The organism is Sphingomonas sp. PvP056, assembly GCF_040549155.1.
Classification (GTDB): domain Bacteria; phylum Pseudomonadota; class Alphaproteobacteria; order Sphingomonadales; family Sphingomonadaceae; genus Sphingomonas.
The window spans coordinates 78,722-104,892 of sequence record NZ_JBEPST010000005.1 but is presented as its reverse complement, the minus strand read 5'-3'; the positions used below and the strand labels follow the sequence as shown (position 1 = coordinate 104,892).

Below are 26,171 nucleotides of genomic sequence, written 5' to 3'. Positions count from 1 at the left end.
CCGATCGAAGCCGACGCTCTGCCGCGATCGGCTTTCAGTCGCTTCCTTCGGCATGGCGCAGAGTGTCCCGCAGCACCTCGGCCGATGCGAGCAGCGCGGTCTGCTCCTGATCCGAGAGCATCGGCGTGAGGACGCGCGATATGCCGCCCGCGCCGATCAGGCAGGGGAGGCTGAGATAGACACCGTCGATGTCATATTCGCCGGTGAGCAGCGTGGAGACGGGCAGGGCGACCCGCTCGTCGCGCACGACGGCCTCGCAAATGCGAACGATCGCTGAGGCGACGCCGAAGGAGGTGTAGCCCTTGCCTTTGCTGATCGTGTAGCCCGCGCGCATCACATCGTGCGCGATCTGCGCCCGGTCGAACGCTTGTCCAGCCAGGAACGCGTCGAGCTCCATGCCGCCGATCCGAACCGTCGAATAGGCGACGACTTCGCTGTCGCCGTGTTCGCCCAGAACCTGCGCCTCGACCGCCCCGGGTGCGATGCCGAGTTCATCCGCCACGCGCTTCCGGAAGCGGTTGCTGTCGAGCAGCGTGCCGGTCCCGATTACACGTTCCGGCGGCAGGCCCGATTCCTGCTGGGCGACTTGCGCCATCGCGTCGGCGGGGTTGGAGGCCACGACGAGGACACCGTCGAACCCGGCATCCATCGCCTGCCGCACGCAGTCGCGGACGATCTTGGCGCTTTTGGCAGCGACAGCGGTACGGGCTTCGCCATCCTTGGTCGATGCACCCGCGGTGATCACGAGAATGCCGGCATCCGCGACATCGGTATAATCACCGCCCCAGATGCGGACCGGTCGCGCGACCGCACTGGCATCGGCGATATCTGTGGCCTCGGCGATGGCGTGGTCGATCGACTGGTCGATCAGCACGATCTCGGCGATCAGGCCGCGGAGCATCAGCGCATAGGCGGTGGTGGCTCCGACATGGCCAGCGCCGACGATCGCGATGCGGGAGGTCGCTGGCATGAAGGAGTTCCTCGGTCTGTGTGCGAATGCGACCGGAGCGCGCTGCTGCCGGTTTGTGGGTGCTCAACGATGACCGTACCGGCTGTCTGTCGCAAGAGTTAGTCCGGCGCGCTCGTGCCCGGCCCTGTTAGCGTTCGCCTTCACCCTCGCCACGTTCGTTCTCGCCCCCTTCGCTCTCGCCTTCGCCGCGCTGTCCGCGATGCTGCTGTGCGGCCCGCGCGCGCCGCGGGTTCTTCACGAGATGCTGCCCGTTCGTGCGCCGCACGACATGACGTTCGCCTTCACCTTCACCCTCGCCACGTTCGTTTTCGCCCCCTTCGCCACGCTGATCGGCGGCGGCGGACAGCGGCATGGCGGCTGCCTCGGTGAGAACGGCCTGACCCGATTGCGCCACGACGAACGCGCCGACACCAACCCACAATTTCGTACGCATATGCTTTTTGTCCCGTTTTCGCCGTTGGGCGTGAAACCGTTAAGGGGCCTGTGCGCTCCACGTCGGAACCAAGGATTTCCCATGCTGCTGATGATCGCCAACGTTCTAGACGCCAACAATCTCCGATGGTTACGAGATAAGCTTGGTGAGGTTCGCTATGTAGACGGCCGTCAGACGGCTGGCCGGGAAGCACGCACGGTCAAACGCAACGAGCAGGTCGATCGGGCCGATCCGTTGCTGGCGGAGATGCAGCAATGCGTGATCGACCGGCTGCTGGACAACCGCCTGTTCAAGATGGCGACGCGGCCGCATGTCGTCCGGCCACCGCTGTTCAGCCACTACGCGCCGGGCATGGAATATGGCAGCCATGTCGACGATGCGATCATGGGCGGGATGCGGACGGACGTGTCGGTTACGGTCTTCCTGTCCGAACCCGACGCTTATGACGGCGGCGCGTTGGTCATCGAATCTGCGGCGGGGGAGCAGGACGTCAAGCTCGCCGCAGGCTCTGCGGTCATCTATCCGACGACGTCGCTGCACCGGGTTGCGCCGGTGGTGGCGGGCGAGCGGCTGGCGGCGGTGACCTGGGTCCGCAGCCTCGTGCGCGATGCTGCTGCGCGGGAACTGCTGTTCGATCTGGAGACGGCGCGGCACGGCCTGTACGAACGGCTCGGCAAGACCCCGGAGATGGATCTTCTCGCAAAGACACAGTCCAATCTGCTCAGGCTCTGGGCGGAGGATTGAGCGCCCGTATCAGCCTTGCCGCAGTCGCGCGCGGATCTTTCTTCCCGTCGGTGGGAGCCAGTAGCGCGATCGGCTCGTTCGGGAGGCTCATCTTGTCAGGAAATGCCGTGTCCGAGCCCCAAACCACCGCCGATCCGCGCCCCCTGCCGCCGCGCGAGCGACTACAGGAACTGCTCCACGAGGCAGCACGGCTAGGGCGCGACGACGTGATCCCGGCGCTTCTGCAAGCGGGGGCGGAGATCGACGCACGCGATGCCAAGGGATACACGCCGCTGATCCTCGCCAGCTATAACGGACACGCCACCGCCACGTCGGTGTTGCTCGACCATGGCGCGGATGCCGCGGCGGGGGACGGCGCACGCGGGAATACCGCGTTGATGGGCGTGGCGTTCAAGGGCTATGCCGGCATCGCGCGCCTGCTTGTGGATGCCGGCGTCGATGTCAACCAGCGCAATCTGGCGGGGCAGACCGCGGTGATGAACGCGGTCATGTTCGGCCATACAGAAATAGCCGAGATGCTGCTGGCTGCCGGCGCAGCGACCGACGTGATCGATGCCGCCGGCAACACCCCGGCGAGCATCGCGGCCGGGCAGGGCAACGCCGCGATGGCCGAGTTGATCGCGCGTGCCCCGACCGCGGCACGCTCGACCGTCTAGATCTGCGAATAGGGCGTCGGGCTCAGGATCTGGTTGTCGATGCCCGTGGTGATCTCGGGGTCGGTAAGCCCCGGCGTCGCGATCAACCGCTGCCATGCTGGATCCGAGCCGAACGTACGCCAGTTCCGCTCGCGCGTTGCGAGGTCCGGGAAGGTCAGCAGGTAGGTCAGGCTGGGCAGGGTGGGTCCGGTCAGGTCCTGCGCAAAGAAGACGGGCTTGAGGCCGGTTCGGCGGAAGAGGTCGATCTCTCCGCCGGTATCGAACATCGCGATCTTGGTCGCCCCGGCCTTGTGGCTATGGCTCATATAGGTCCTCAGCTCGAAGATGCGGGCCTTGTTGCCCTCCGCAGCGTCGGGAACCTCGACACGAGGAAAGTGCGGGAACCCGCGCATCAGCTTGACGTCGAGCGAGGCATAGGCCGGGCTTTCCGGCGTGGCATTGGCAAACGTCGCGGCAGCGGCTGTATGCCGCGCGTCGGCAGCCAGCCGGTCGGGCAAGGCGAGGAAGTCGACAATCGAGGGATGCGGAACGAGCACCCGGACGGCCGGGGCCCCGGGGCCGATCGCGACCGTGAACACGCCCACCGGCCCACATCCTGCGCGGCGCGCGGCCGGGATGAAGGCGTCCTTCAGATAGGTGTCCAGACGCGCTCTCATCGGGCCATTGACCAGACTGTAGGTCCGCAGTTCATAGATTTCCGGACTGGCGGCCGCGGTACCGCGCTGCGCCCTCGCTTCGGTGCTGGCAATGGCCACGCCGCCCAGGGCAGCGCCCGCGAGCAGCGAACGTCGATCGATTGGGTCCGCCATCATGTCCTCGCAAATTCACCTGGCCGCACAGGAAGCGCATGCCGCATCTATCGTCAACCCATCACCTGCGGCGTTTTGGTCGTCTGGTGAATGGCTCGGGCGGGAGCTCAGCCCGTCGGGAACGAACAGGCGGCTTCAGAACGCGAACCGGATCAATCCGCGCCGATGCCGCGCGAGCCGGGCGCTGACCGTTTGGCCCCGAGCGGATTTCAGGCTTCTATGCCGATCCGCCCGGGGTTTCGGGGCGTTCGTCAGTGTGATGCGAAATGGGTCACGAGATCATAGATGTAGTCCCGCCCGCGGTAGAGCGCGTCCGTCGAAATTCGTTCATTCAGCCCATGCGTGCCGGCCGTGGCCGGATCGTTCCAAAGCCCGGGAATGCCATACGTCGGAATATTCAGCTTGCTGAGATATGTCGCATCGGTCGCGCCTGCCGATTGCGTGGGGATCACCGGAATGCCCGGAAAGTGTTTCGCCCCAATCGCGGCGATCGGCTTTAGGATCGCGGGGTCGAGCGGCGGGGTCACCGCGACCGGGCGCTCCTGAATCTTGCTCGGCGACACTTTGACCTGCGGATCAGCGATCACCTGTTCGATCGCTGCCTTGGTCTCTGCGGCTGTTTCACCCGGCACGATCCGGCAGTTGACGGACGCCGTCACGCGCTGCGGCAAGGCGTTTGCCGCATGCCCGCCCTCGATCAGCGTGGCGACGCACGTCGTACGCAGCAGCGGGTTGAGGCTCAGGTCCGCCGAGACGGTTTCCGCCGCCTTGGCATCACCGGGTTGCCTTGCCAGTTGGACCATCGCGGCGCCGGTGGAGTCCTTCCGCAACGCGCCGGCCTGCGCCAGATAGGCTTGTGACACGGGGTTGAGATGGACCGGGAATTGCAGCGTGCTGACCTTGGTCAGCGCGGCAGCGAGGCGATAGATCGCATTGTCGGGTTGCGGTTGCGAACTATGGCCACCCCGATTGGTAACCTCGAGCACGAAGTTGCGCGGCGACTTCTGCGATACCTGGACACCGAGCGTTTCTGGGCCGCCGTCGGGCGCGGTCCGCCCGCCGCCGCCTTCGTTGAACGCGAAGCCCGCTTTCATCAGCTCGGGCCGATGATCCACCAGCCAACCCGCGCCGTTGAGCACGCGCTCGTTCGTTCCTTCCTCGCCGCAAGTGAGCGCGAGCTTCACCGTGCGGCGCGGCTTGAACCCGGATTGCTTCCAGCGAATCAGCGTGTCCGAAAAGATCGCGGCCTGCGCCTTGTCGTCGCTGCTGCCGCGACCGTAGAAATAGCCGCCTTCCTCGACGAGGACGAAGGGATCTCGGACCCAATCCTCGCGCTTCGCTTCGACCACGTCGATGTGCGCGAGCAACAGCAAGGCCGACTCCTTCGCGTTCGATCCGGCCCAGGTCACCACCAGGCCGCCATCGCGGGGGCGTCCGTCCGGCACGTAGAGCACGAGGTCCTGCGCCGCGAAGCCCGCCGCGCTCAGCCGGGTCTGGACCTGCTGCGCCGCCTTGGTGCAGTCGCCGACCGAGGACGTCGTGTTGGTTTCTACCAGTTCCTTGTAGAGCGCGCGGAAGGCGGCCCGGTCCGCCCGTTGCGCGGGGGCCTGCGCGGCCGAGGCCACGGGGAGCATCACGGAGGCGGTCGCCAGCAGGGCGGATAGGAGAGGCTTCATGGTGTGTCGTCCTGTTCGATATGGGGGCAAGTGTGGAGCGAGATGGCAAGCCTGCCAATCTCGATCAGGGCAGGTCAGAAGCTCTTGCGCGCATTGACGCCGAGGGTTCGCGGGCGCGAGCTGACATAATAATCCGGAACCCCGGTGGCCGACGCGACGCGATTGAGGCCGTATGTGTTGAACAGATTGTTCGCGAACACCGACAGAGCGAACCCGTCCTGCGTATCGAAACCGATCCGGGCGTTGAAGATGCTGAAGTTGCCGATCTCGCGGTAAAAGGCGTTGGTCGTTCGGAGTTCGGTGTTCATCCGACCGGTATAGGTCCAGTCGAACCTTGCCAGACCCGTCAGCCGGTCTGAGAGGGGCGGGGTATATTCGATCCCCGCCGAGGCGGTCGTCTTCGGGATATAAGCCAGCGTGTCGCCGTCGCGCCCCGGCGCATTGATGAAGCCGGTCGAATCGACTTGATCGGACGTCAGCCGGGCGTTGTTGTAATTGACGCTGCCGTTGATGCTGAGGTGGCGGATCGGACGAACGCTCGCTTCCGCTTCGATGCCCTCGACCCGGACGCCCGCCAGATTGTAGATGAAGTTAAAGTTGCCGCCGCCTTGCTGGAGCGTCGAAACCGAGGTCTGCACCTCGTCCCAGTCGGTCCGATATATCGCGACGTTCAGCGTGGCCCTGCGATCGAACCACGATGTCTTTGCGCCAAGCTCGTAGTTCCACAGCGAGTCCGGGCGGTAGACGAGATATTGTGCGGGGAGATTGGGGATGTTGTTCGCGCCCCCCGGGCGGAAACCCTGCGCCGCATTGGCGTAGAACAGCACGTCGCGGGTCGCCCGAAGTTCGGCGTTGAACTTCTTGACCCAGCCCTTTGCGTTGGCCTTGGTCTCTTCATACGGTCGGGGTTCCTGGCCGTTGGTGAAATTGTACCCGAGATATTCGCCGCCGACGACCTTGGTATAGTCGAAATGGCGCAAGCCGACCGTGAGGGTCAGCGGGGACAGCACACGGTAGCCGACTTCGCCGAAGAACGCGGTCTGCTGCACGCTGGTCAGGATGTTGCGGCCACCCAGATTGTCGACCGGATCGCGTTGCCCGCCCGTCACCGGATCGCCTGCGAACGGCAAGGTATCGACGCGGTCGAAGCGGTCTTCGTGGAACAGGCCGACGGTGTAGTTGAACGGGCCCTTGCCGTTGGATCCGAGCCGCGCTTCCTGAATAAAATTGCGGACATAGCGCGGTTGATAGGCACCGAACGGAGCCTTCGAGCGGGCATAGGCCTGATAGGCGGTGCGCTGCGCGGGCGTGCAGGTCGTCGTCGGAACGCCGAGCGCGACCCGCGTGTAGAGCGGGCACCAGCGGGCTCTCGAGACGACACTGGCGAAGGCGGCATTGTTGTCGTTGGTGCTCTCCACGTCCCACCGATACCACGACGCACTGGTCGTCAGCGTGGCGAAGCCCAGGTCGAACCGTCCGACGCCGTTGTAGAGTTGCAGCTTGTCATGCCACGGCTGGAAAATCTGAAAATCGGTGCGGAACGGACCGAGGACCGAATTATATTGCGCGGTGCCGTCGATGTCCTGGTTCTGGAGCAGCGCGGTCGCCGTGATCGAAACAGCACTGCTTGGCGTGAAGCCGAGCATGACACGGCCACCCTCGAGCGTTGCCCGGTTGGTGTTCTTGCGATCGAGCAGCGTATAATCGACATAGCCGCCTTGCCGCTCGCGGTAGCCGACGACGCGCAGCGCAAGCTTGTCGGCGACGATCGGGACGTTGAGCGCGCCCTTCACGAAATACCCTAGACCACCATTCTGTGTGGTGGTGGCTTGTGCCTCGACCGTACCTTCGTATTTGCGGGCATCGGGCTGGTTGAACAAAACGCGCAAGGTGCCGCCCATCGATCCGGACCCGTACAGCGTCCCTTGCGGGCCGCGCAAAACCTCGACCCGCTCGACGTCGAAGAGATTGAGATTGGGCGTATTGCCCGCCGGGTCGGAATTCGTTCCGGAAGGTCCCGTCAGCGGGGTCTCGCCGTAATACAGTCCGACGGTGCTTTCGCCCGCCGCCTGAACACCACGGATCGAGACACGGGTCCGTCCTGAGTCACTTTCGGTCAATTGCAATCCGGGGACCTGGCGGATGATATCGGCGATCGTCGTCGCACCCAGTTTCGCCAACTGCCCTTCGCCGAGCGCTGAAATGGCGATGGGTGTCGTCTGCACCGTCGACTGGCGCCGCAGCGCCGTGACGACGATGTCGCCGGACTGATCATCGGGTATCGCGGTTGCTGCGTTTGACGGGGCTTGCTCGGCTTCGGTCTGGGCGAAGGCCGGATAAGGTGCCGCCACCAGGGCTAGAACCATCAGGCCGGATCGTGTGGATAATAGCATTCTGCCCCCATTCGTCATTCGATCGGGTAAGCGTTCTGCGCTCACCCATCGGGGCATGATGGCTCAAACTCCTACCAATCCAATGGGGTATTGGGTTTTGGGGGGCCAAGATAATGCATGTTGCTGATCGTTCTTGCGATTTGCTACGCGCCCGGCGTTTTCGAGGCTTCCGGTGGGTGGCTTTATCGCAGGACGGGATAGCCCGCTTCGACCGCCGCACATTCGAGCGCGCGAACGCGGGCGTAGGGTTCCGGCCCGCTGAGGATGACATCCGCCAGAAACACTTTCGCCCGTGCCTCGACCAGCGCGGGGTCGGCGATGACGTCGGCGAGCGCCTCCCGCAGCGCGACGATCGTTTCCTCGGGCGTCGAACGGGCCGTCACGAACGGCAGCGCGGGGGTGTCGGCGGTCACGCCGATAACGCGCAGTCCTGAAACCGCATCGGGATCGAAGCGACGCAGCGCCGCGAAGCTGACGGCGTCGATCGCGGCGATATCGGCTGCGCCCGCGCCAACGGTTTCGACGCTCGCGCGATGCGAGCCTGTCTCAATGACATCGCCGAAGAACCGCCCGTCTTGCGCAAGGGGTGCGACCGTCGCCCTGAACAGATTATGCCCGGTGTTGGAGTTGCGCGCGTTGATGGCGGCGCGGCGGTTGCGGAACGTCGCGAGCGAACCGTCGTCGCTCCGCCGTGCGACGAGATAGGAGACGTGCCGGCCGTGTGCGCAATCGGGTGCGTCATAAGCCGGGATCCCGATGACGTGCAGCGCAAGCGCGGCGTCCGTCACGAGCGGATAGCCGCACGTCTGGCCGAACAGCAGCTTCGGATCCCGCCAGATCGCCTCCACCGTCCGCGTTCGGTCGAGCCGGTCGGGCGCGTCGATCCCATGCGCGCGGAGCCGTGCCGCCAGCGCCGTCCAGAGCTGGTCATTGGCCGCGTGCTGCGCCGGGTGATCGTACATGCCGAGCGAAGCCACGGCGCCACTCACGACGGCTCGCCCGGATAGTCGGGGTGGGTGAGGACATCGTGGTGCCGGATCGCGAACCGGCGCAGGATCGCACCATATCCGCGATACGTCGTGCGATGATCGGGCGCGAGCCTGGCGCGGTGTGCCGCATGATAGGCGGGCAGTCGATACCAGGCGAGATCCGGCCGGTCATGATGCGCGGCGTGGAGGTTGTTGTTGAGATACAGAAGCCCCAGCACGCCCCCGCGCTCGACCGTCGCAGCCCGGCCGGGTGCTTGGAGGTCAGCCCGATGTTCCACAAAGGATCGCAGCAAGGTCAACGCCATGCCGGGATATACGAACATCACGACGTAGCGTCCAAGCCCGAATTGCGTCCAGTGCAGCCAGCCAAGCACGATGGCGACTGCCGCCAGATGCGGCAGCCAGTCCCGCGCCACCGCCAGGGGTTTGTCGCGCAGACGGCGGATTTCTTCCACGCCGAGCGACAGGATCGCGATCGGTGGTCCCAGCAGCAGGCGACCGAGCAGCGGCGCCTGCACCCGCGCCAACCATAGCGAAACGCTGGACCGGCTTGCGACATAGCGTGATTCTGGATCGTGCCGCGGGTCGGTGATCGATGGACTGCGATGATGCGCAGCATGGCTGCGGCTGTAGAGTGCGTAGGGCAACCACAGGGCGAGCGGCGGAAAACCGATCGCTGCATTGATCCGTAGAGAGCGCGTCGGGTGCCCATGGATCGTCTCGTGCTGAAGCGAGCCATGCCAGGCGATCAGCCATCCGCCCGTTAGCACAAGCAGCGGATCAGGAATGACGGCGTGGAAATACGTCGCGGCAAGCCACCCGGCGTAGATGGTCAGCGTGACGAGCAGCGTCGGCCATTCGATCGCGCGTTTAGTCATGACCGGGCCTCCGACAGGCGGCGGCGAGAAAGGCAGGGGTGCGACATCGGCTTTCTCCATCAGGAGCAGCATTGTCCACCAATGTGATATGAATTGAAGCTTGCTTCTTCTATCGATCGGCTAAGCTCAGCTATTTGTGGGATTTGCTGCTACCAAGGCGGTTGGCCCCGATCGAGTAGTTGACAACACGACCGGCGGATTGCTCAATATGGCGATGGGGCCAGCGATCTCCCCATGAGGCGACAGCCGAAGCATCGCGTCCCTGCTGCACCGGAGGACGCTTCATGCCCGCGATTAATTCAATCACCCCCGAAAAATTGGCGCGCCTGATCGGGCTGCCGCATGGCCCCGCGATCGTCGACGTCCGCACCGATCAGGAAATCGCAAGCGACCCGCGCCTGGTGCCGGGGTCCGTGCGTCGGGACCACACCCACATCGCCGCCTGGTCGGGCGGACTAGCCGGTCGGTCTGCGGTGATCGTCGACGCGCAGTGCGGCGCAGCCGGCGAGGGGGTCACCGCATGGTTGCGGCATGAGCGCGTCTCGGCGGAGATGCTGGACGGCGGGACGCTCGGCTGGGCCGCTGCGGGGCTGCCGATGGTGCCTGAAGCGGTGCTTCCGCCGCGCGACGCGCAGGGGCGGACGGTGTGGGTGACGCGTGCGCGACCGAAGGTCGATCGCATCGCCTGTCCTTGGCTGATCCGTCGCTTTGTCGATCCGGATGCGGTGTTCCTGTTCGTCAGCCCGGGGGAGGTGACGCGCGTGGCGGAGCGGTTCGGCGCGGCTGCGTTCGATGTTGCGGGGGAGGGCGTGGTGTGGAGCCACGTCGGCGCGCATTGCACGTTCGACACAATGGTGGCGCGGTTCGGGCTTGCCGCTGTCCCGGGTCTCGCGCAGCTCGCTGTGATCGTGCGTGGCGCGGATACCGCGCGGCCCGACCTTGCCCCCGAGGCGGCGGGGCTGGTCGCGCTCTCGCTCGGCCTGTCGCGGATGTTTGCGAACGATCTCGCGCAACTCGATGCCGGAATGCTGCTCTACGATGCGCTGTATCGCTGGTGCCGCGATGCGACCGGCGAAACGCACGACTGGGTGTCCCACACCCCGAAGGCGGCGCGTCCGAAGGTGTCGGCATGAGCACGATCACCGGCGACACAGTCGCACCGATCGCGCGGCCCGCGCCGGTGACGCTGCGGCAAGCCTTCTGGGTGTGGCTGCGGATCGCGGCGCTGTCGTTCGGCGGACCCGCCGGGCAGATCGCGGTGATGCACCGCATCCTGGTCGAGGAGAAACGCTGGATCGGCGAGCAGCGTTTTCTCCACGCGCTCAATTATTGCATGCTGCTGCCGGGGCCGGAGGCGCAGCAACTGGCCACCTATATCGGCTGGCTGCTGCACCGGACCCGCGGCGGGATCGTCGCGGGAACGCTGTTCGTGCTGCCGGGGGCGGTATCGATCATGGCGCTGAGCTGGATCTACGTACTGTACGGGCAGGTCGGTTTGGTCGCGGGGCTGTTCTTCGGGCTGAAATGCGCGGTGCTCGCGGTCGTGCTACAAGCGGTGGTGCGGATCGGGAGCCGTGCGCTGCGGAACGGCGTAATGCGTGGCCTGGCGGCGGCGGCGTTCGGGCTGATCTTCTTTCTCGGCGTGCCGTTCCCGCTGATCGTGCTAGGCGCGGGGCTGGTCGGCTATTTGGGCGGGCGCGCTGATATGCCCGCCTTCCGGATCGGCGGGGGCCATGCGTCCGACAAGGGCACGGTCGTCGCGGATGCCGACACGCTGCTCGGCGAAAGTCTGCCCGCGCACGCCAGCCCCACGATCCGCCAGTCGATGCAGCAGGCCGCGGTGTGGCTCGTGCTGTGGCTGGCACCGGTCGCGGCGTTGCTGGTGCTGCTTGGGCAAGGCAACGTCTTCACCCAGATCGCGACTTTCTTCTCGACCATGGCGGTCGTCACCTTCGGCGGTGCCTATGCGGTGCTTGCGTATGTCGCGCAGCAGGCGGTCGAGCACTATCACTGGCTCACTGCGCGCGAGATGCTCGACGGGCTGGGCATGGCAGAGACGACGCCGGGGCCGCTGATCATGGTGCTCCAGTTCGTCGGGTTCCTCGGCGCGTATCGTCACCCCGGGATGCTGTCGCCGCTGCTGGCGGGGACGCTGGGCGGGTTGCTCGCGACCTGGGTGACGTTCGTGCCGTGCTTCCTGTGGATTTTCCTGGGCGCTCCGTTCATCGAGCGGATGCGCGGCAACGTGGCGTTATCGGGTGCGTTGTCCGCGATTACCGCGGCGGTGGTCGGCGTGGTGCTCAACCTGGCGGTGTGGTTCGCGATCCACACGTTGTTCCGCAGTGTCCGGCCGTTTGCGGTTGGGCCGGTGCGGCTCGACCTGCCCGTGGTGGCGAGCCTCGATCCCTGGGCGCTCGGCATCGCGCTCGCCGCGATCGTCGCGATGTTCCGGCTGAAGTTCGGGATCTTCGCGACGCTTGGCGCGGCGTCGGTCGCGGGGATCGTGCTGCAGACGACCGGTGTCCTCGCCGAGTGAACGCCGAGCGGCAGGAGCAGCGCGCCGGGGCGGATCTCCGCAGCCGCCTTCCTGCCCCCGAGCCCGCCTAGAACCGCACCGACGTCTCGACGCCGAACTCCTGCGGCCGTCCCGGCGTGACGCGATCGATCCCGAACCCGCCGAAATAGCCGGTCCGCGCCAATTGGGTCACCGTGTCGAATACGTTGGTGCCATACACCCCGATCCGCCACGGACCACCCGCGCGCGGTACATAATCGACCCGGAACCCGGCCAGTGCATAGGCTGGCAGCCGGCAGACATAGTCCGCGCCATCCTGACAGGCAGGCTTCTCGCCGACGCCGCGGACGTCGATGCTCGGCGTCACCGTGCCGCCGCGGATCTGGAAGTCATAGGCGATCGCTGCGCTGTAGGTGTATTTCGGGGCGGAGTTGACCGGCGTGTCCAGCGTCAGGGTCACGGCGTTCGGCCGGATGCTGTCATAGGCTTGCGTCAGGTACGAGACGTTCCCGCGGACGGTCAGGTGCCGCACCGGACGCAACACGAACTCCCCCTCGAACCCCGCTTCGTGCGCGGAGGCCGCACTTTGCACCTGCCGCGTCGAGACGTTGCCGACCAGCACGTTCACGCCCGCCTGGATGTCGGTGTACTTCTGATAGAAGCCCGACAGGTTGATGACCGCTCGCCGGTCGAGCAGGTCGAGCTTGATCCCCCCTTCATACGACCAGAGCTTTTCGGGATCGTAGAACGACGGGAAGCGTCCATCGGCCGAGGGACTGCCCAACTGCTGGTTGAACCCGCCGGAATTATACCCGTGCGCGGCGGTCAGATAGGTGAAGACCGTGTCGGACCAGCGATAGCCGAGCTGCACTTTCGGGTCGAAGCCGTCCCAATCGTTGGTGTCGCGCGCGGTGAACGGCGCGCCGCCGCAATTGGCGATGCCACCCAGGAAATCGCCGTTGAAATAGCCGCACTGGGTCGGCACGCCATTGGAGAGGAAGGTGTTTTCGCGTCCGGCGAAGAAGACATAGCTGGACCCGGTCTTGCGGTCATAGGTATAGCGTCCGCCGAGCGTGAGTTCGAGCCGCGGCGTGATCTTGTACGATGCCTGCGCGAAGGCGGCGTAGCTGCGATAATTCAGCGACGCGTCGTAGACATAGCCGAGCGGGTCGATCCAGTCGGGGCCGGTGTCCTGCAGGAAGTCGGTCTTCTGCTGGAAGTAGAAGGCCCCCACCAGGAACGTCAGGCGATCGTCGAGCACGGTGCCGCCGATCGTCAGCTCCTGCGTAAACTGCGTGCTGCGGGTGTCGTCATATTCCGCATAGATGTCGTTGGGGGCATTGTTGACCGGCGTGTAGAAGCTTGCTTGCGAACGACGGTAGGCGGTCACCGAATGCAACGTCAGGCCACCGCCGAGATCATAGCCGATCCGCGCGTTGAGCGTCGTCGCGTCGGTGTCGTTGAACGGGCCGCGGCCGCCGTAGCGCGATATGCCGCCAGCATCGCCGCCGCGTGCGATGTCAGTCACCGCCGCGCTGGTGGGCGCGAGCAGCGTCGCACCGCCGTAGACCGCATAGGGCTTCCCCAGAACGGGATAGGCCGAACAATAAGGCGTGGTGTGGAGCGCATCGTAATTCTGGATATAGCCGGCGGTGGAAAGGCAGCCGACCGGAATGGTCGCGCCGCCATCGGTCTTCGACCGGTTATATTCGCCGAGCAGGTCGATCGTGAGTGGGCCGCCTCTGTCGACGCGCAGTTGGAGGCGTCCGGACTGGTTGTTGACGTTGCCGCTGCGACCATCGTCCAGTTCGTGCGTGATATAGCCGCGGACGCTTTGCGTCCGGAAGCTCGCGCGCGCGGAGATGCCGTCGGTCAGCGGTACGTTGAGCGCACCCTCGGTATCGATCCGCCGCAGGCTGCCCGCGCGGACCTGTGCATAGCCCTCGAACTTGTCGGTCGGGCGCTGCGTCGTCAGCAGCACCGCGCCCGCGGTCGTGTTCTTGCCGAACAGCGTGCCCTGCGGTCCTTTCAGCACCTGCAGCGAGGCAATGTCGTAGAAATAGAGATCATTGCCTTCCTGCCGGCTGACGTACATCTCATCGACGTAGAAACCCGCCTTGGTGTCGGAATTGACCTGGTTGAAGGTCTGCCCGATCCCACGAATCGTGAAGCTCGTGCCGCCCGACAGCAGCGGCACCAGTTCGAGGTTGGACACCGCCCCGCGCAGATCCTGGAACGTGCGGATGTTCTGCTGCACAAGGTTGTCGCGTGACAGGACGGTCGCGGAAACGGGCGTGGTCTGGAGCCGTTCTTCACGGCGGCGGGCGGTGACGACGATGTCGCCCACCGCGTCGCCAACCGCGTCGCCCACTGCGTCGCCGGCAGCGGCCCCTGGTGCGGTCGGTGGCACCGCGCTCGATTGCGCCAGCGCAGGTGCCGCAACCATGCCCGCGATCAACGCGAGCATCGACAGGGCGCGCCCGCCCGAAATTGGAATTCCTGCCATGATAACCCCCGTTTGCGAGCCTTTACTCGACGCTTGCCCTGTACCGATACCCTATGGCGATGATCGGGATTGTGGACAGAGCTTTTATTGGCCGCGGCATGATTCGTCTTTGGCATGCCGCGCGGCGGCGTTCCGCAGAGTGTTCGCGACGCGCGCAGCAACGCCTCAGTCTTCGGTCTGCGATAGGCCTCTTCACGGAAGCCTGTTTCTGTTGAATGATGGGTACAGGCGCAGATGAACCGAGATCGCTCCTCTTCGAAGAGGGGCGCCGACTGGAGAGACCTGATGGTGACGATGACAAAGGCGATCCTCTGCCTGGCCGTAGTGTCGATGGCACCGACGATTGCGCTTGCGCGAGAGGCGGCACCCAACACGATGACTGCGCGGGAACGGGCGGCGGGGTGGCAATTGTTGTTCAACGGCCGCGATCTCGACGGCTGGCGGTCGTTCGATGGCGGCGCACCGTCGCCGTCTTGGGTCGTCCGTGACGGCACGCTGGAACTCACCGCGACCAGCGGGCGGATGAGCGGCGGCGATCTGGTGAGCGCCAACAGCTATGGCGCGTTCGAGCTGACGCTCGACTGGAAAGTCGAGCGTGGCGGCAATAGTGGCGTTCTCTATCTCGCGCGCAACGTGCCGCAGACCCGGCAAATCTACGAGACCGGGCTGGAGATGCAGATCCTCGACGACGCCGGGCATCCCGACGGCAAGATCCCCTCGCACCATGCAGGCGCACTCTACGATCTGACGGTGCCGCCAGCAGGCGTCTCGCGGCCCGCCGGAAGCTGGAACCACGCGCGGTTGCTCGTCGAGCATGGTCGGATCCGGCAATGGCTCAACGGCAAACCCACCGCCGATGTGTCCTACGGCGACGATGCCTGGCGCAGCCGCGTTGCGGCGTCGAAGTTCGCCAAGATGCCGTTCTTCGGAACGTTTCCCAGCGGCTTGATCGCCTTGCAGGATCACGGCGAACCGGTGGCGTTCCGCAACGTCAAGCTGCGGGTGATCGGGGCAAGTGCGGTGGAAGCGCCGAAGTGATACGCGACGCGAAGCCTGCGTCGGATGCGCAGGCGGACGTCGTCATCGTCGGATCGGGGGCGGCAGGAGGCATGGCCGCCTACAGCCTGACCAAAGCGGGGCTACGGTGCATCCTGCTCGAGGCAGGACGCGACTATGATCCGCAGGCCGAGGTCAACATGTTCGCGCCCGAAAGCGACGCGCCGTTGCGCGGTGCCGCCACGCCCGACAAGCCGTTCGGCTATTTCGACGCGACGGTCGGCGGCGGGTGGCAGGTCGACGGTGAGCCATACACGCAGCGCGAGGGCTCCGATTTCCGCTGGTACCGCCCGCGCATGCTGGGCGGACGGACCAACCACTGGGGTCGGCACGTGCCGCGGTTCGGGCCGTATGACTTCAAGCCGTTCTCGCGCGACGGCCTCGGGGTCGACTGGCCGATCGGTTATGACGATGTGGCGCCGTTCTACGATCGTGTCGAACGCATGGTCGGCGTCAACGGTGGTCCGCTCGGGCTCGAGAACCACCCCGATTCCCCGCCGGGTTGCCTGATGCCGCCGCCGCATCCCCGCATTCCGGAGATGCTGATCAAGGCTGCCGCCGAGGATCTGGGGATCCCGGTGCGTGCCGCGCATACTGCGGTGCTGACGCGCGACATGCCGGACGCGGTCGCGCCGCGCAGTGCCTGCCTCAACGCGACGCCTTGTACGCGCGGCTGCACGATCGGCGCGATGTTCCAGACGACGACGTCGCTGCTGCCGATGGCGAAGGCGACCGGGCGGCTGACGATCGTCACCGACGCGATGGTGTCGCGCGTGACGATGGCGCGTCCCGATCGCGCCGCCGGGGTCGAATATGTCGATCGCAGGACCGGGCTGCGGCACACGATGAACGCCCGCACCGTTGTGCTGGCGGCCGGCACGGGCGAAACGACCCGGTTGCTGCTCAATTCGGGGGAAGGCGGGCGCGGGCTGGCCAATTCTTCCGGGGAGCTGGGCCGCAACCTGACCGATTCCACCGGTGCATCCTTCCGCGCCTATATTCCGGCGCTCGCCGATCGTCCGCGCTACAATGAGGACGGCATCGGCGGCCAGCACATCTATATCCCCTTCTGGCTCTACCAGCAGCAGAAACGCGGCGAGCTCGACTTCGCGCGGGGGTATCATTTCGAGATCGGCGGCCGGTTCGGCATCCCGCCGGCGGATGCCGTGCCGCGCGTCTGGGGATCGGCGCTGAAGACAGCGGTCCGAAGCGCCTCGGGCGCGACGATCCAGTTGACGCTGCGGGGTGAAATGATCCCCAACACGGACAGTTTCTGCGAGGCGGACCCGGTCGTGAAGGACCGGTTCGGCATCCCGGTACTACGGTTCGCCTTTCGCTGGTCGCAGAATGAGGTGAACCAGGTCGCCCACGGTCGCCGCACCGCGCATGCCGTGTTCAAGCGGATGGGGGGCACGATCCTCGACCCCGACGTGCCGCCCGAGAAAATCATGACCGCGGGGGGCGAGATCATCCACGAACTGGGCACTGCCCGGATGGGGGCCGACAAACGATCGTCGGTGGTCGACGGCTATGGCCAGACCTGGGACGTCGACAATCTCGTGCTGATGGATGGTGCGGTCTTCGCGTCCGGCGCGCACAAGAACCCGACGCTCACGATCCTCGCGCTGGCGTTGCGTGCGTCCGAGCAGCTTGCCCGGCGCCTGAAATCGGGGGCTTTCGCATGACGCCGTCACGCCGCACCACGCTGCAATGGATGATGGCCGCGGCGGCGTTGCCGCTCGCGCACTGGACGAGCCCGGCGATGGCCGAGGGTGTGGACGACGCCGCGGGTGCCGTGCCGCCGTTCGATGGCATCGCCGACTGGCCCGACACTCCACCACCGCCGCCGGCGCCGGGCTATGGCCGCGATCCCGATCTGGCGAGCCCCAAAGTCCCCTGGCCGCTGACGCTGGATGCCGCGCAGCGCAAGACGGTGGATGTACTGGGCGACCTGATACTGCCGCAGGACGCGGCATCGCCGGGGGCGGGGGCGCTCGGCGTCGGGGCGTTCATCGACGAATGGATCAGCGCACCCTATCCGCAGCAGCGCGCAGATCGCGCGAAGGTGGTTGGCGGCCTGCTCTGGCTCGACGCGCAAAGCCGCACGCTGCATAACCGGGCGTTCGTCGATATCGCGGCGCAGCAGCAGGCCATGCTGCTCGACGCTCTCAGCGTCCCCGTGCCGGTCGCCAGGATGGTGGCTCCGGTCGCGTTCATGGACACGCTGCGCCGGCTGTTCGTGCTCGGCTTCTACAGCCTGCCGGAGGGCAAGGCGGACATGGGGTATGTCGGCGACCAGCCCACCCCCGGCGCTTACCCCGGACCAACGCGCGAAGCGCTAGCGCATTATGCGCATGCGCTCGACCGGATGGGACTGACACCGCCGCCCGCATAGCCCAGGGCGGCGGACCGGCAATCGCGTCGGCGGATCGTTGCTCAGTACAGCAGCGCCCAGTCTCGCACGCGCCATTGGAGCACCGCTTCGATCTGAACCATCGCGGCGGTATCGATCAGTTCTGCACGCCGCCCGGGAAAGCGCACGAGTCCATCCCCGTCGCGGCGCACGCGCCACATCCGGTCGGCATAGCCGCGCATGGCGTCGCGATACCGATGCTCGCCGGTTTCGCTTTCAAGCAGTAGCAGGTTCTTGAAATAGATCGCGTTGAACGGCGGGGGTTGATCGTCGACGCGATTGCCGACGACGAGATGCGCATGGCTGGCGTCGGCGATGCGTCTGGCCGTCGCGAGATACTGCGCGTCGCGCGTTGCGCGCCAGAGCAGGACGTTGTTGCCGACCGGCACGCCCTGATTGTAGCTCCAGACGCGTTTCTCTATCGAACCGTTCGTCTTGAGGTGGTCGGCGTACAAGCCGTCCGGCCGTTGCAGCGTGGCGTTGGTCCAGTGATAATAGCGCAAGGCATCGTCGAGATAGCTGCGATCCCCGGTCAGCATGTACAGCCGAACGCCCATCTCTGCGGCCGGCATGTTGGACACGGTATTGCGGTCACCATTGTCGCTCTTCTGCGTCCAGCGCACGCCGCCGGGCGAGGGCAGGGTCGTGTCGGTTGACCACCCTGACCGGATCAGCTCGAAGATATCGCGGGCGTTGTGGAGTGACACCGGATCGCGTCGAAACAGATGGTGCTGGATTTCGGCCAGCCCGACCCATTCATTGTCGTCGTAATAGAGGTCGTCCCCATGACCGAGCGGCGGCAGCACCTTGGCCAGATGCCCGGCGCGCCCCGTCGTCGACGTCTTCGACCAGTAACGCGCCTGTGCGGCACGGACCTTCGCCAGCGCAGGCGCGAACCGCCGCCCCGTCGCGCCGGGGATCATCGCCAGGTCGAGCAAGGCGATATGTGCCTGGGAGAAGGGCCATTCCGTTGAATAGCGCTCGTCGCGCGGCTCCGGCGGATGGTATTCCCGGTACAGGCCGGTTCCATCCGCCACGGCGAAGCATCGCTCGAGCGCGGCATGCCAGTCGAGTGCCCGGTCAAGCGTGGCCCCGGAATTGCCGCGACCACGTTGACCGACCGCCGCATCGGCGACGACGGCGGCCGATAGACCCGCCGCCATGCCGAGCAGGGTCCGGCGCGATACGCTTTGCCCCGTCATCAGAAACGGAACCGTGCGCCCACCGCGAAGACGCGGCTTTCGTACCGGACATCGCGTGGGTAATTGGCATTCTCAAGCCCCGGAACCGCGCGCAAGGCGCGATAGGGCGACCCGGTGATGTTGCTGACGTCGAACGTCAGCGTGACGGCTTCGATCGCGGCGACCGACAGCGAGAAATCGAGCCGTTCGATCGGGCGGTTGAACTCCGCGCCGATCAGTTGCCCGAGCTGGTCGGTGGCGAAGAAGTTCGTCACCCGCGACCGCCAGTTATACGCCAGCCGTGCGGAAACCGGACCCTTTTCGTAAATGCCGACCGCGTTGTAGCTCCACTTGGAGACGCCCGGTATGTCGCTGTTCTGGCCGGTCGTGCCGAGCGACACCGGCAGCGCCTGCGATGCGTCAATATAGGTGCCGTTGAGCTGCGTCCCGAACCCGCTGAGCCAGCCGGGCAGGAAATCGAAGAAGGTCTGGAACGCAACCTCGACACCCTGCAGCCTGCCGCTGCCGCCATTCTCCGGCCGGTTGACGACGATCTGGCCGTAAGGTTCGACCACCGTGGGAACGTTGAGATTGGTGATGAAGCCCTTCACATCCCGCCGAAAGATCGCGCCGGTCAGCGAGCCGGTCTTGGTGAAGTACCATTCGAGCGACGCGTCGTAATTCTTGGACAGGATCGGCTGGAGATTGATGTTGCCGCTGTTGCCGGTGATCGGCGGGGTGCCGTTGGGGTTGCCGATCGTGATCGCCGGGTTGAGCTGGCCATATTCCGGGCGGGTCCGGGTTTCCGTCGCGGACAGGCGCAATTGCAGCTTGTCCGAGAACTTGGCGCGGAACGAGGCGCTCGGCAGCACGTCGAGATAGTTCTGCCGCGATGTCGTGGTGACCAGCGTGCCGCCGACCAATGCATTGCCGGTCAGATTGGCCTTGGTGTTGACCACGCGCGTGCCGATCACGCCGTCGATCGGGACGGTGCCGACGTCGAAGCCATAGTGGAACTGACCGTAGAAGGCGTAGGACCGCTCGACCGCGTCGAGCTGCTCGTTCTGGACGAACGCCGGGATCTCCGATCCCCATTGCGCCAGTTCGGCCAGGGCGGCGGGCGTCCCGATCTGCGCGAGGCCGGAGCGGGCGAGATCCCGCAGGGCGTCGATGTTGTCGACGATGCCGCTTCGGGTGGGCGCGTACCACTGGCTGAGCGGTGGTGCCTGACCGCCACGGAAGCCGACGTCGATCGGCTGCCCCGTGTCGCCTCCCGGAACTGCGGTCAGCGGCAAGGCGAGCGGCCGCAGCGTTGCATAGCGCCCCCCGCTCCGCAGCCGGGCGTCGCGATCCGTAAACCGGAACCCGACGTCGATCTGCTTGATGACCGGCAGTTCGGTCTGCAGTTTGAGGTCGGTGCGCCACTGGATCCCCTTGCCGGTGGCGAGCGAACGTCGATCGTAGATGCCGCGCAGGATATAGTTGCCACCGTTGTTCGCATCGAAACCGGGCAGGCCCAGCGCTGGTCCGCCGTCCTTGCCGCCGATGTCGAACACGATCGACGCGGCCTGCGCCTGCGCGGGCGCGTAATCGAAGTTGTAGTCGGTATATTCGGCTTTCGAGTCCGTATAGGCGAAGTCGGTCGTGATCGTCGCGCGATCGCTCTTCCACGATCCGCCGATCGCGCCCTGATACGCATTGGTGCGACCCGCGCGCGTGCTGCGCGAGAAGTCGATGTTCCTGCCGTTCGCGAAGTCGGGGGTCGCCGTGACGCTGGTGAGCGTGCCCGGCGCGTCGGGGTTGCGGACGATGTTGCTCAGCGCGGGATTGTCGTTGACCAGGTTGAGCCCGGCGAAATCATTGGCAACGTCGGTCCGCGCGCCCTGGAACAGGCCGTCGATGTAGAATTCGAGCCGTTCGCTCGGACGCCATTGCAGCGTGCCGTTGACGGACGGCCGCCAGCGCTTGCCGCGATCGTAATAGACGCCAGCGGACTCGGGGAGGACGAAGTCGCGCGATCCCGCGACGGGTTGCGCGGCGTTGGGCGCGACGATGTTGCCGTTGATGTAGCGCGACGACGTCTGGTAATGCAGCTGGGTGTACGACACGTTGATGAGCGCGCCGATCTGCCCGATGCCGGTGTCCCAGCGATCGGTGACGAGCACGTTGAAATTGGGATCGAACGTCTTCGCCTGATCGCCGTACGTGCCGCGCACGGCGCCCGCGATCTGGAACCCGGCGAAATCGAACGGACGCCGTGACCGCACGTTGATCAGACCAGCGATGCCGCCCTCGATCTGGTCCGCGCTCGTCGTCTTGTAGACCTCCAGCCCCGCAAGCGCGCCCGCCGGGAAATCCTGCAGCGCGACGTTGCGTTGCTCGGCGGTGAACATCTCCCGCCCGTTGAAGGTGGTGGTGAGGTTGGGGAGGCCGCGGACCTGCACGCTGCCGGCTTCGTCACTGCTGCGGTTGACCTGCACGCCGGTGATGCGCGCCAGCGCCTCCGATGCGTTGTTGTCGGGCAGCTTGCCGATATCCTCGGCGACGACCGCATCGACGATCTGGTCGGAATCGCGTTTCAACGTCTGGGCCGACTGAAGGCTGCGGCGCAACCCGGTGACGACGATGTCCCCGGATGCGGGTTCCGCGGCGACCGCGCCGTCGGCGGCGGCTGGTGGACCGGCTTCCGCGGGCGTCGCATCGCTTTGCGCTGCGGGCTGCGGCGGCGTTGCGGGTGTCGTCTGCGCGGCGCTGCCGCTGCTCCATAGCGACGCTGCGGCAAGCGCGATGGTCGAAACGACCAGTCGGTCGAGTGCTTTCATATGGTCTCTCCCTGGGTAGATTATCATTTTGTAATGTCAGTGATTCAGTCGTGCGGGCGGACGTACGCCCGCATCACGGCGCAGCGGGCGTCGCCCCCGTCGAGCGACCGCAACCGGTAAGCGCCGATTTCGGCGGGGATGATGAAGGTTTCGGCGTAATGAACTTCGTACGGCGCAAAGGCCCCGGACGGGCTTTCCACGACCGCGGCGGTGCCCGCGACGAGGTTGAGGACGTTGAGGTTCCGGTCGGTTTGAAGATCGACGCTGGACGCGAACCAGATCCGCTCGGTCTCGATGAATTCGAGCCGGTGCAACCCGGTCCGCTCCCGCGTCCAGTCGCTTCCTTCGGCGACCGTGGTGACCTGATTGACGAGTTCGTCGCGCGTGAAATCCTCGCGCCGCGACCAGTCGATATTCGCGAGACCGTGCTCGAGGTGGATCGGTCGTGGTCGACCGTCGAGACCAAGCCGCTCCCAATCCCACAGCTTGAAGGTGAAGATGTACGGGGTCGCGCTGATCTCCAGCACCATTGCATTGCTGCCCGAGCAATGGATGGTCCCGGCAGGGATCAGGAAGTGGTCGTGCTTCCGTGCGGGGATCCGGTTGACGAACGCGTCGACGTCGGGGGGAGGGCCGCCGTTCTGCGCCGCGGTGAAGGTTTCGGCGAACACGGCAGGATCGGCGGCGTCGGTCAGCCCGAGATAGACGACCGCATCGTCGCCTGCATCGAGCATGTAATAGCTTTCGTCCTGTGTGTAGCGCAGGTTGAAGGCATCGCGTGCATAGTCCTGCTGCGGATGGACCTGCAGCGACAGGTTCCCGCCCCCCATCGTGTCCAGCATGTCGAACCGGATCGGGAACTCCGCACCGAAATGTGCGACGATGGCGGGCCCCAGCAACTTCTCCGGTCTGAGCCGGACGAGATCGAGCGCCGGAATCTCGAACCGGCGATCACCGAAGCCAAGCAGCAGGCTGTTCTCCTCTGGCACGCAATCGAAGCACCAGGCGTAATTGAGCGGCCCGTCAGGCAGGTCGAACTGCGCGCGCATCCACTGGCCGCCCCACGGCCCGGCGTCGAAGAACGGCACGACCCGAATGGGGCGGCGGACCGCGAGATCGAGCGCGCGAAAGTAGGTTGCGGTGCTGACCATCCGGGGGTCGGGACCGTTCATCTCGATGACGAACTGCGTGGCTGGCAGCAGCTCGTACTTGATCTCGTCTCCGACGCGCCAATCGACGAAGAAGGCGCGGCGATACAAATCGGCAGCACGGGTTCCGGCATTGCGGCTGCCGAGATTGGCGATCTGCCCACGGCGCTGGCGCTGCTGCAATTCCCACCGTGCCATCGAGACGTAGATCGCCGCATCGTGGGACGGCAGGATCGTCGCGGCGCCCGGGCCGACCACGATCGTCCGCGAATCCGTCGCGCGGGTGGATCGCCAGGTCTCGAGAAAGGCATGATCTAGAAAGGCATCGATCCCGATGGTCTCGAACCGTGCGAAGACCGGATCGCTGCCGAGGTGTGTCGCAACCGCCGCATCGATCACCTCGGGGGCTTTGAACAGAGATGCCGTGTCGACGACCAGCGCGTCGGGATAGGCCGCGCGCATCGCAGCGATGACGTCGGCCACCGGCGCACCCGGATAACATTCGATGCAGAGATCGCCCGTGTCGGGGAGGAGGGGGATGATCTCGGACCATCCCACCGCGCACGGTGCGGGCTGGTCGTCGACCTGAACGACAGGCTGCTTGTCATAGCGGGTCATGGCGATCCTCCCAGAGCGGGGTGGCGGCGAGCAACGCCGCGTCGGACCCGAGCGCGCCCCGCACCACGACCGGTGGCGCGCCGAGGCACCAGACGTGGTGGCGGACATGGTCCTGGATGAAGGGCACGACTTCCGCCGCCGCCGCCGCGCCGCCGGTCACGAGCACGTACGAAGCATCGTATGCGGTGACGAGATTGAGCGCGACGGTCGCCCAGGCGTTCAGGCAGATCGCACGAATGGCGCGCGCGCCTTCGTCCCCCGCGCGCGCCAGGTCGAGCACCGTCTTGAGGTCGGGCTCGTCCAGCGCATGAAGCCGGCCTCGCTCGGGCAAGGTCGCGATGAGACGGGGCAAGGCCCAGGTCGACGCGATCGCTTCGGCACATCCGATATTGCCGCACCGGCACAGCGGCCCATCGGTGTCGATCGTCATATGCCCCGCGAGCACCGAAGCGTGGCCGGTCCGGCCGCGCACGATCGTCCCCCCCATCAGCGCCGCGGATCCGATCCCGGTTCCGAGACCCAGCAGAACGGCATCGTCCCGACCGATCAGCGCGCCGTAGGTCCGTTCGCCGAGCAGCGCCATGCGACCATCGACTTCGAGCATGATCGGAAGGTCGAGATGCGCTTTCGACCAACCGGCAAAGTCGAACCCGACCGCATCCTCATATTTGCCGGCCGGCGTGGAGACGACGTGCCCCGAGCGCGGATCGATCAGCCCCGGAAAGGCCACCGCCACCCCCGCTACCGCGTGCCCCGCGCGCAGGTCGGCAAGGATGCGCTCGAGTTCGGGCAGCAGCGTTTCCAGGGTCGGGGTCACCGGGACCGCGATCTCGGCGCGGCGCTCCACCACGCCGCCGCGCACCAGCGCGTACGCGATGTGGGAGCCGCCGATGTCGATCGCCAGATAGCGGTTCATGCCACGAGGCCGGGGCTTGCGTGGTGCATCCGACGTTCGATTTCTTCGAGCGAGGCTTCCTTCGTCTCGGGAAACAGGCGGAAGACGAGGATGCATTGCACCACCATGCAGACCGCGAAGAAGGCGAACGGAATTGCGGGTGACATGGCGGCGGCGACCGGAAAGACCGCTGATACCAGCGCGTCGAACAGCCACACCGTTCCGGCACCCAGCGCCTGTCCCGCGGCGCGGAAGCGCGCGGGGAAGATCTCGCTCATATAGACCCAGATCACCGCGCCCTGCGACGTCGCGAACGCCGCGATGAAGCAGACGAGGACACCGACCATCAGATATTTCGGCAGAATCCCGAGCATGATCGCGGTCGCGATCGTCAGCAGGACGGCCATCGCAGCCCCGCCGACCAGAAGCAGTGGTCTGCGCCCGACCCGGTCGATCAGCATCATGCCGACGATGGTGAAGACGAGGTTCGCCACCCCGACCGCGATCGCTTGAAGGTTCGCCGACACCTGCGCGAAGCCGGCCGCGGCGAAGATGTCGTTCAGATAATAAAGGATCGCGTTGATCCCGGTGAGCTGGTTGAGTGCACCGATGAGGATCGCGAGGATCATCGGGCGGCGCGCTTGCGTCCAGAGTGAAGCAAGCGAAACCTTGCTGCCCGTAGCGGCGGGAACGCTTTCCTCCCGCATCGGCGCATGCCCATAAAGGCTGAGCGACGCTGCTGCGGCTTCGTCGGAGCGGCCTCGAACGATCAGCCAGCGTGGGCTGTCGGGCACCCGGATCATCAGAAACTGGAAGATCGCTGCGGGCAGCGCGGTACAGCTGAGCTTCCACCGCCATGCGATCGCGGGGTCGGTCATCGCGGCATCGATCGCGGCATTGCAGACATAGGCGAGCAGGATCCCGATCACGATGCTGACCTGAAAGCCGCCGACGATCGCGCCGCGGCGAGCAGCGGGCGCGATCTCGGCGAGATAGATCGGCGCGAGCACGGATGACGCGCCGATCGCGATCCCGGCCATGATCCGGAAGGCGAGCAGCGGAAACCATCCCCACGCCAGCGCACAGCCGAGCCCCGAGATCAGGTACAGGGCAGCGGCCCAGCGCAGGCCGGATCGTGCGCCACGACGATCGCCGAAAACGCCGGCTGCGGCCGCACCGAACATGGTGCCGACCAGCGCGGAGGAAACCGTTATGCCAAGCGCGGCGGCCGACAGATCATATTGCAGGCGAAGCGCATCCGTCACGCCCGAGATGACCGCAGTGTCGAAGCCGAACAGCAAGCCGGATAGCGACACGGCGACGACGACAGACATCAGGGTCGTACGTGCTGCTCCAGTGCCCATCTGCGCCTCTCCTTTCAAACGGGGGGCGCCTACGTCGGACGAACCTCCTCCCTAATCGTGCGATCCTGGTGCCGGTCCCGTCGCCGCGTTGCGTTGCGTTAGGCA

At 65.9% G+C, this 26,171-nt stretch carries 20 protein-coding genes; 7 read left to right on the top strand and 13 right to left on the bottom strand.

From position 1 onward, the window contains the following. Positions 1–34: 34 nt before the first annotated feature. Both ABIC17_RS13405 and ABIC17_RS13400 read right to left on the bottom strand, forming a co-directional pair. On the bottom strand, positions 35–970 hold the full coding sequence (locus ABIC17_RS13405; protein ID WP_354282489.1) for an L-lactate dehydrogenase: 936 nt from the start codon (positions 968–970) through the stop codon (positions 35–37). Between the two features lie 127 nt (positions 971–1,097). Continuing rightward, entirely contained in the window at positions 1,098–1,403 is a 306-nt protein-coding gene (locus ABIC17_RS13400; RefSeq protein WP_354282488.1) for a hypothetical protein, read from the bottom strand. An 81-nt stretch (positions 1,404–1,484) separates the two neighbouring features. On the opposite strand from ABIC17_RS13400, the gene ABIC17_RS13395 reads away from it, so the two are divergent. Then, positions 1,485–2,147, top strand: a complete 663-nt coding sequence (locus ABIC17_RS13395) for a Fe2+-dependent dioxygenase (RefSeq protein ID WP_354282487.1) — start codon at positions 1,485–1,487, stop codon at positions 2,145–2,147. Positions 2,148–2,254: 107 nt separating this feature from the next. Continuing rightward, on the top strand, positions 2,255–2,803 hold the full coding sequence (locus tag ABIC17_RS13390; RefSeq protein ID WP_354282485.1) for an ankyrin repeat domain-containing protein: 549 nt from the start codon (positions 2,255–2,257) through the stop codon (positions 2,801–2,803). On the opposite strand, the gene ABIC17_RS13385 is transcribed toward ABIC17_RS13390, so the two are convergent. From ABIC17_RS13385 to ABIC17_RS13365, 5 genes are all read right to left on the bottom strand, one after another. Continuing rightward, positions 2,800–3,615: an NIPSNAP family protein gene (locus tag ABIC17_RS13385; protein ID WP_354282483.1), complete on the bottom strand. Its 816-nt coding sequence runs from the start codon at positions 3,613–3,615 to the stop codon at positions 2,800–2,802. The two genes, ABIC17_RS13390 and ABIC17_RS13385, sit on opposite strands and share 4 nt — an antisense overlap. 248 nt (positions 3,616–3,863) lie before the next feature. Next, positions 3,864–5,288 carry a M20/M25/M40 family metallo-hydrolase gene (locus ABIC17_RS13380; protein WP_354282481.1) on the bottom strand — a complete coding sequence of 475 codons (1,425 nt, stop codon included), beginning with the start codon at positions 5,286–5,288 and terminating at the stop codon, positions 3,864–3,866. 74 nt (positions 5,289–5,362) lie between these two features. After that, positions 5,363–7,654 carry a TonB-dependent receptor gene (locus tag ABIC17_RS13375; RefSeq protein WP_354282480.1) on the bottom strand — a complete coding sequence of 764 codons (2,292 nt, stop codon included), beginning with the start codon at positions 7,652–7,654 and terminating at the stop codon, positions 5,363–5,365. 209 nt (positions 7,655–7,863) lie between these two features. Beyond that, positions 7,864–8,670 carry a phosphate/phosphite/phosphonate ABC transporter substrate-binding protein gene (locus ABIC17_RS13370; RefSeq protein ID WP_354282478.1) on the bottom strand — a complete coding sequence of 269 codons (807 nt, stop codon included), beginning with the start codon at positions 8,668–8,670 and terminating at the stop codon, positions 7,864–7,866. Then, positions 8,667–9,548 carry a fatty acid desaturase gene (locus ABIC17_RS13365; RefSeq protein ID WP_354282477.1) on the bottom strand — a complete coding sequence of 294 codons (882 nt, stop codon included), beginning with the start codon at positions 9,546–9,548 and terminating at the stop codon, positions 8,667–8,669. The genes ABIC17_RS13370 and ABIC17_RS13365 overlap by 4 nt, the downstream gene beginning before the upstream one ends. Positions 9,549–9,832: 284 nt before the next feature. Here ABIC17_RS13365 and ABIC17_RS13360 point away from each other — a divergent pair, with 284 nt between their 5' ends. Next, positions 9,833–10,681, top strand: coding sequence for a chromate resistance protein ChrB domain-containing protein (locus tag ABIC17_RS13360; RefSeq protein ID WP_354282475.1), 849 nt, complete (start codon positions 9,833–9,835; stop codon positions 10,679–10,681). After that, positions 10,678–12,084 (top strand): chromate efflux transporter, encoded by a 1,407-nt coding sequence (gene chrA, locus ABIC17_RS13355; RefSeq protein ID WP_354282474.1) that lies wholly within the window; start codon positions 10,678–10,680, stop codon positions 12,082–12,084. The genes ABIC17_RS13360 and chrA overlap by 4 nt, the downstream gene beginning before the upstream one ends. A gap of 67 nt (positions 12,085–12,151) precedes the next feature. Here chrA and ABIC17_RS13350 read toward each other — a convergent pair whose 3' ends face one another. Further along, complete coding sequence (locus ABIC17_RS13350) at positions 12,152–14,569, bottom strand: TonB-dependent receptor (protein ID WP_354282472.1); 2,418 nt, start codon at positions 14,567–14,569, stop codon at positions 12,152–12,154. Between the two features lie 285 nt (positions 14,570–14,854). On the opposite strand from ABIC17_RS13350, the gene ABIC17_RS13345 reads away from it, so the two are divergent. The 3 genes from ABIC17_RS13345 to ABIC17_RS13335 are packed head-to-tail and all read left to right on the top strand — an operon-like array spanning position 14,855 to position 18,020. Beyond that, positions 14,855–15,607, top strand: a complete 753-nt coding sequence (locus ABIC17_RS13345) for a 3-keto-disaccharide hydrolase (protein WP_354282470.1) — start codon at positions 14,855–14,857, stop codon at positions 15,605–15,607. Then, complete coding sequence (locus ABIC17_RS13340; protein ID WP_354282468.1) at positions 15,604–17,310, top strand: GMC family oxidoreductase; 1,707 nt, start codon at positions 15,604–15,606, stop codon at positions 17,308–17,310. The genes ABIC17_RS13345 and ABIC17_RS13340 overlap by 4 nt, the downstream gene beginning before the upstream one ends. After that, a complete protein-coding gene (locus ABIC17_RS13335; protein ID WP_354282466.1) occupies positions 17,307–18,020 on the top strand; it encodes a gluconate 2-dehydrogenase subunit 3 family protein in 714 nt (237 codons plus the stop codon). The genes ABIC17_RS13340 and ABIC17_RS13335 overlap by 4 nt, the downstream gene beginning before the upstream one ends. 41 nt (positions 18,021–18,061) lie before the next feature. Here the strand turns inward: ABIC17_RS13335 and ABIC17_RS13330 are convergent, their stop codons facing one another. The 5 genes from ABIC17_RS13330 to ABIC17_RS13310 are packed head-to-tail and all read right to left on the bottom strand — an operon-like array spanning position 18,062 to position 26,066. Continuing rightward, positions 18,062–19,240 (bottom strand): glycoside hydrolase family 76 protein, encoded by a 1,179-nt coding sequence (locus ABIC17_RS13330; protein WP_354282464.1) that lies wholly within the window; start codon positions 19,238–19,240, stop codon positions 18,062–18,064. Further along, positions 19,240–22,041 carry a TonB-dependent receptor gene (locus ABIC17_RS13325; RefSeq protein WP_354282462.1) on the bottom strand — a complete coding sequence of 934 codons (2,802 nt, stop codon included), beginning with the start codon at positions 22,039–22,041 and terminating at the stop codon, positions 19,240–19,242. Before ABIC17_RS13325 ends, ABIC17_RS13330 begins: the two co-directional genes overlap by 1 nt. A gap of 44 nt (positions 22,042–22,085) precedes the next feature. Beyond that, positions 22,086–23,807: a class I mannose-6-phosphate isomerase gene (locus ABIC17_RS13320; protein ID WP_354282461.1), complete on the bottom strand. Its 1,722-nt coding sequence runs from the start codon at positions 23,805–23,807 to the stop codon at positions 22,086–22,088. After that, positions 23,794–24,723: an ROK family protein gene (locus tag ABIC17_RS13315; protein WP_354282459.1), complete on the bottom strand. Its 930-nt coding sequence runs from the start codon at positions 24,721–24,723 to the stop codon at positions 23,794–23,796. Before ABIC17_RS13315 ends, ABIC17_RS13320 begins: the two co-directional genes overlap by 14 nt. Beyond that, on the bottom strand, positions 24,720–26,066 hold the full coding sequence (locus ABIC17_RS13310) for a sugar porter family MFS transporter (protein WP_354282458.1): 1,347 nt from the start codon (positions 26,064–26,066) through the stop codon (positions 24,720–24,722). The genes ABIC17_RS13315 and ABIC17_RS13310 overlap by 4 nt, the downstream gene beginning before the upstream one ends. Positions 26,067–26,171 lie beyond the last annotated feature (105 nt).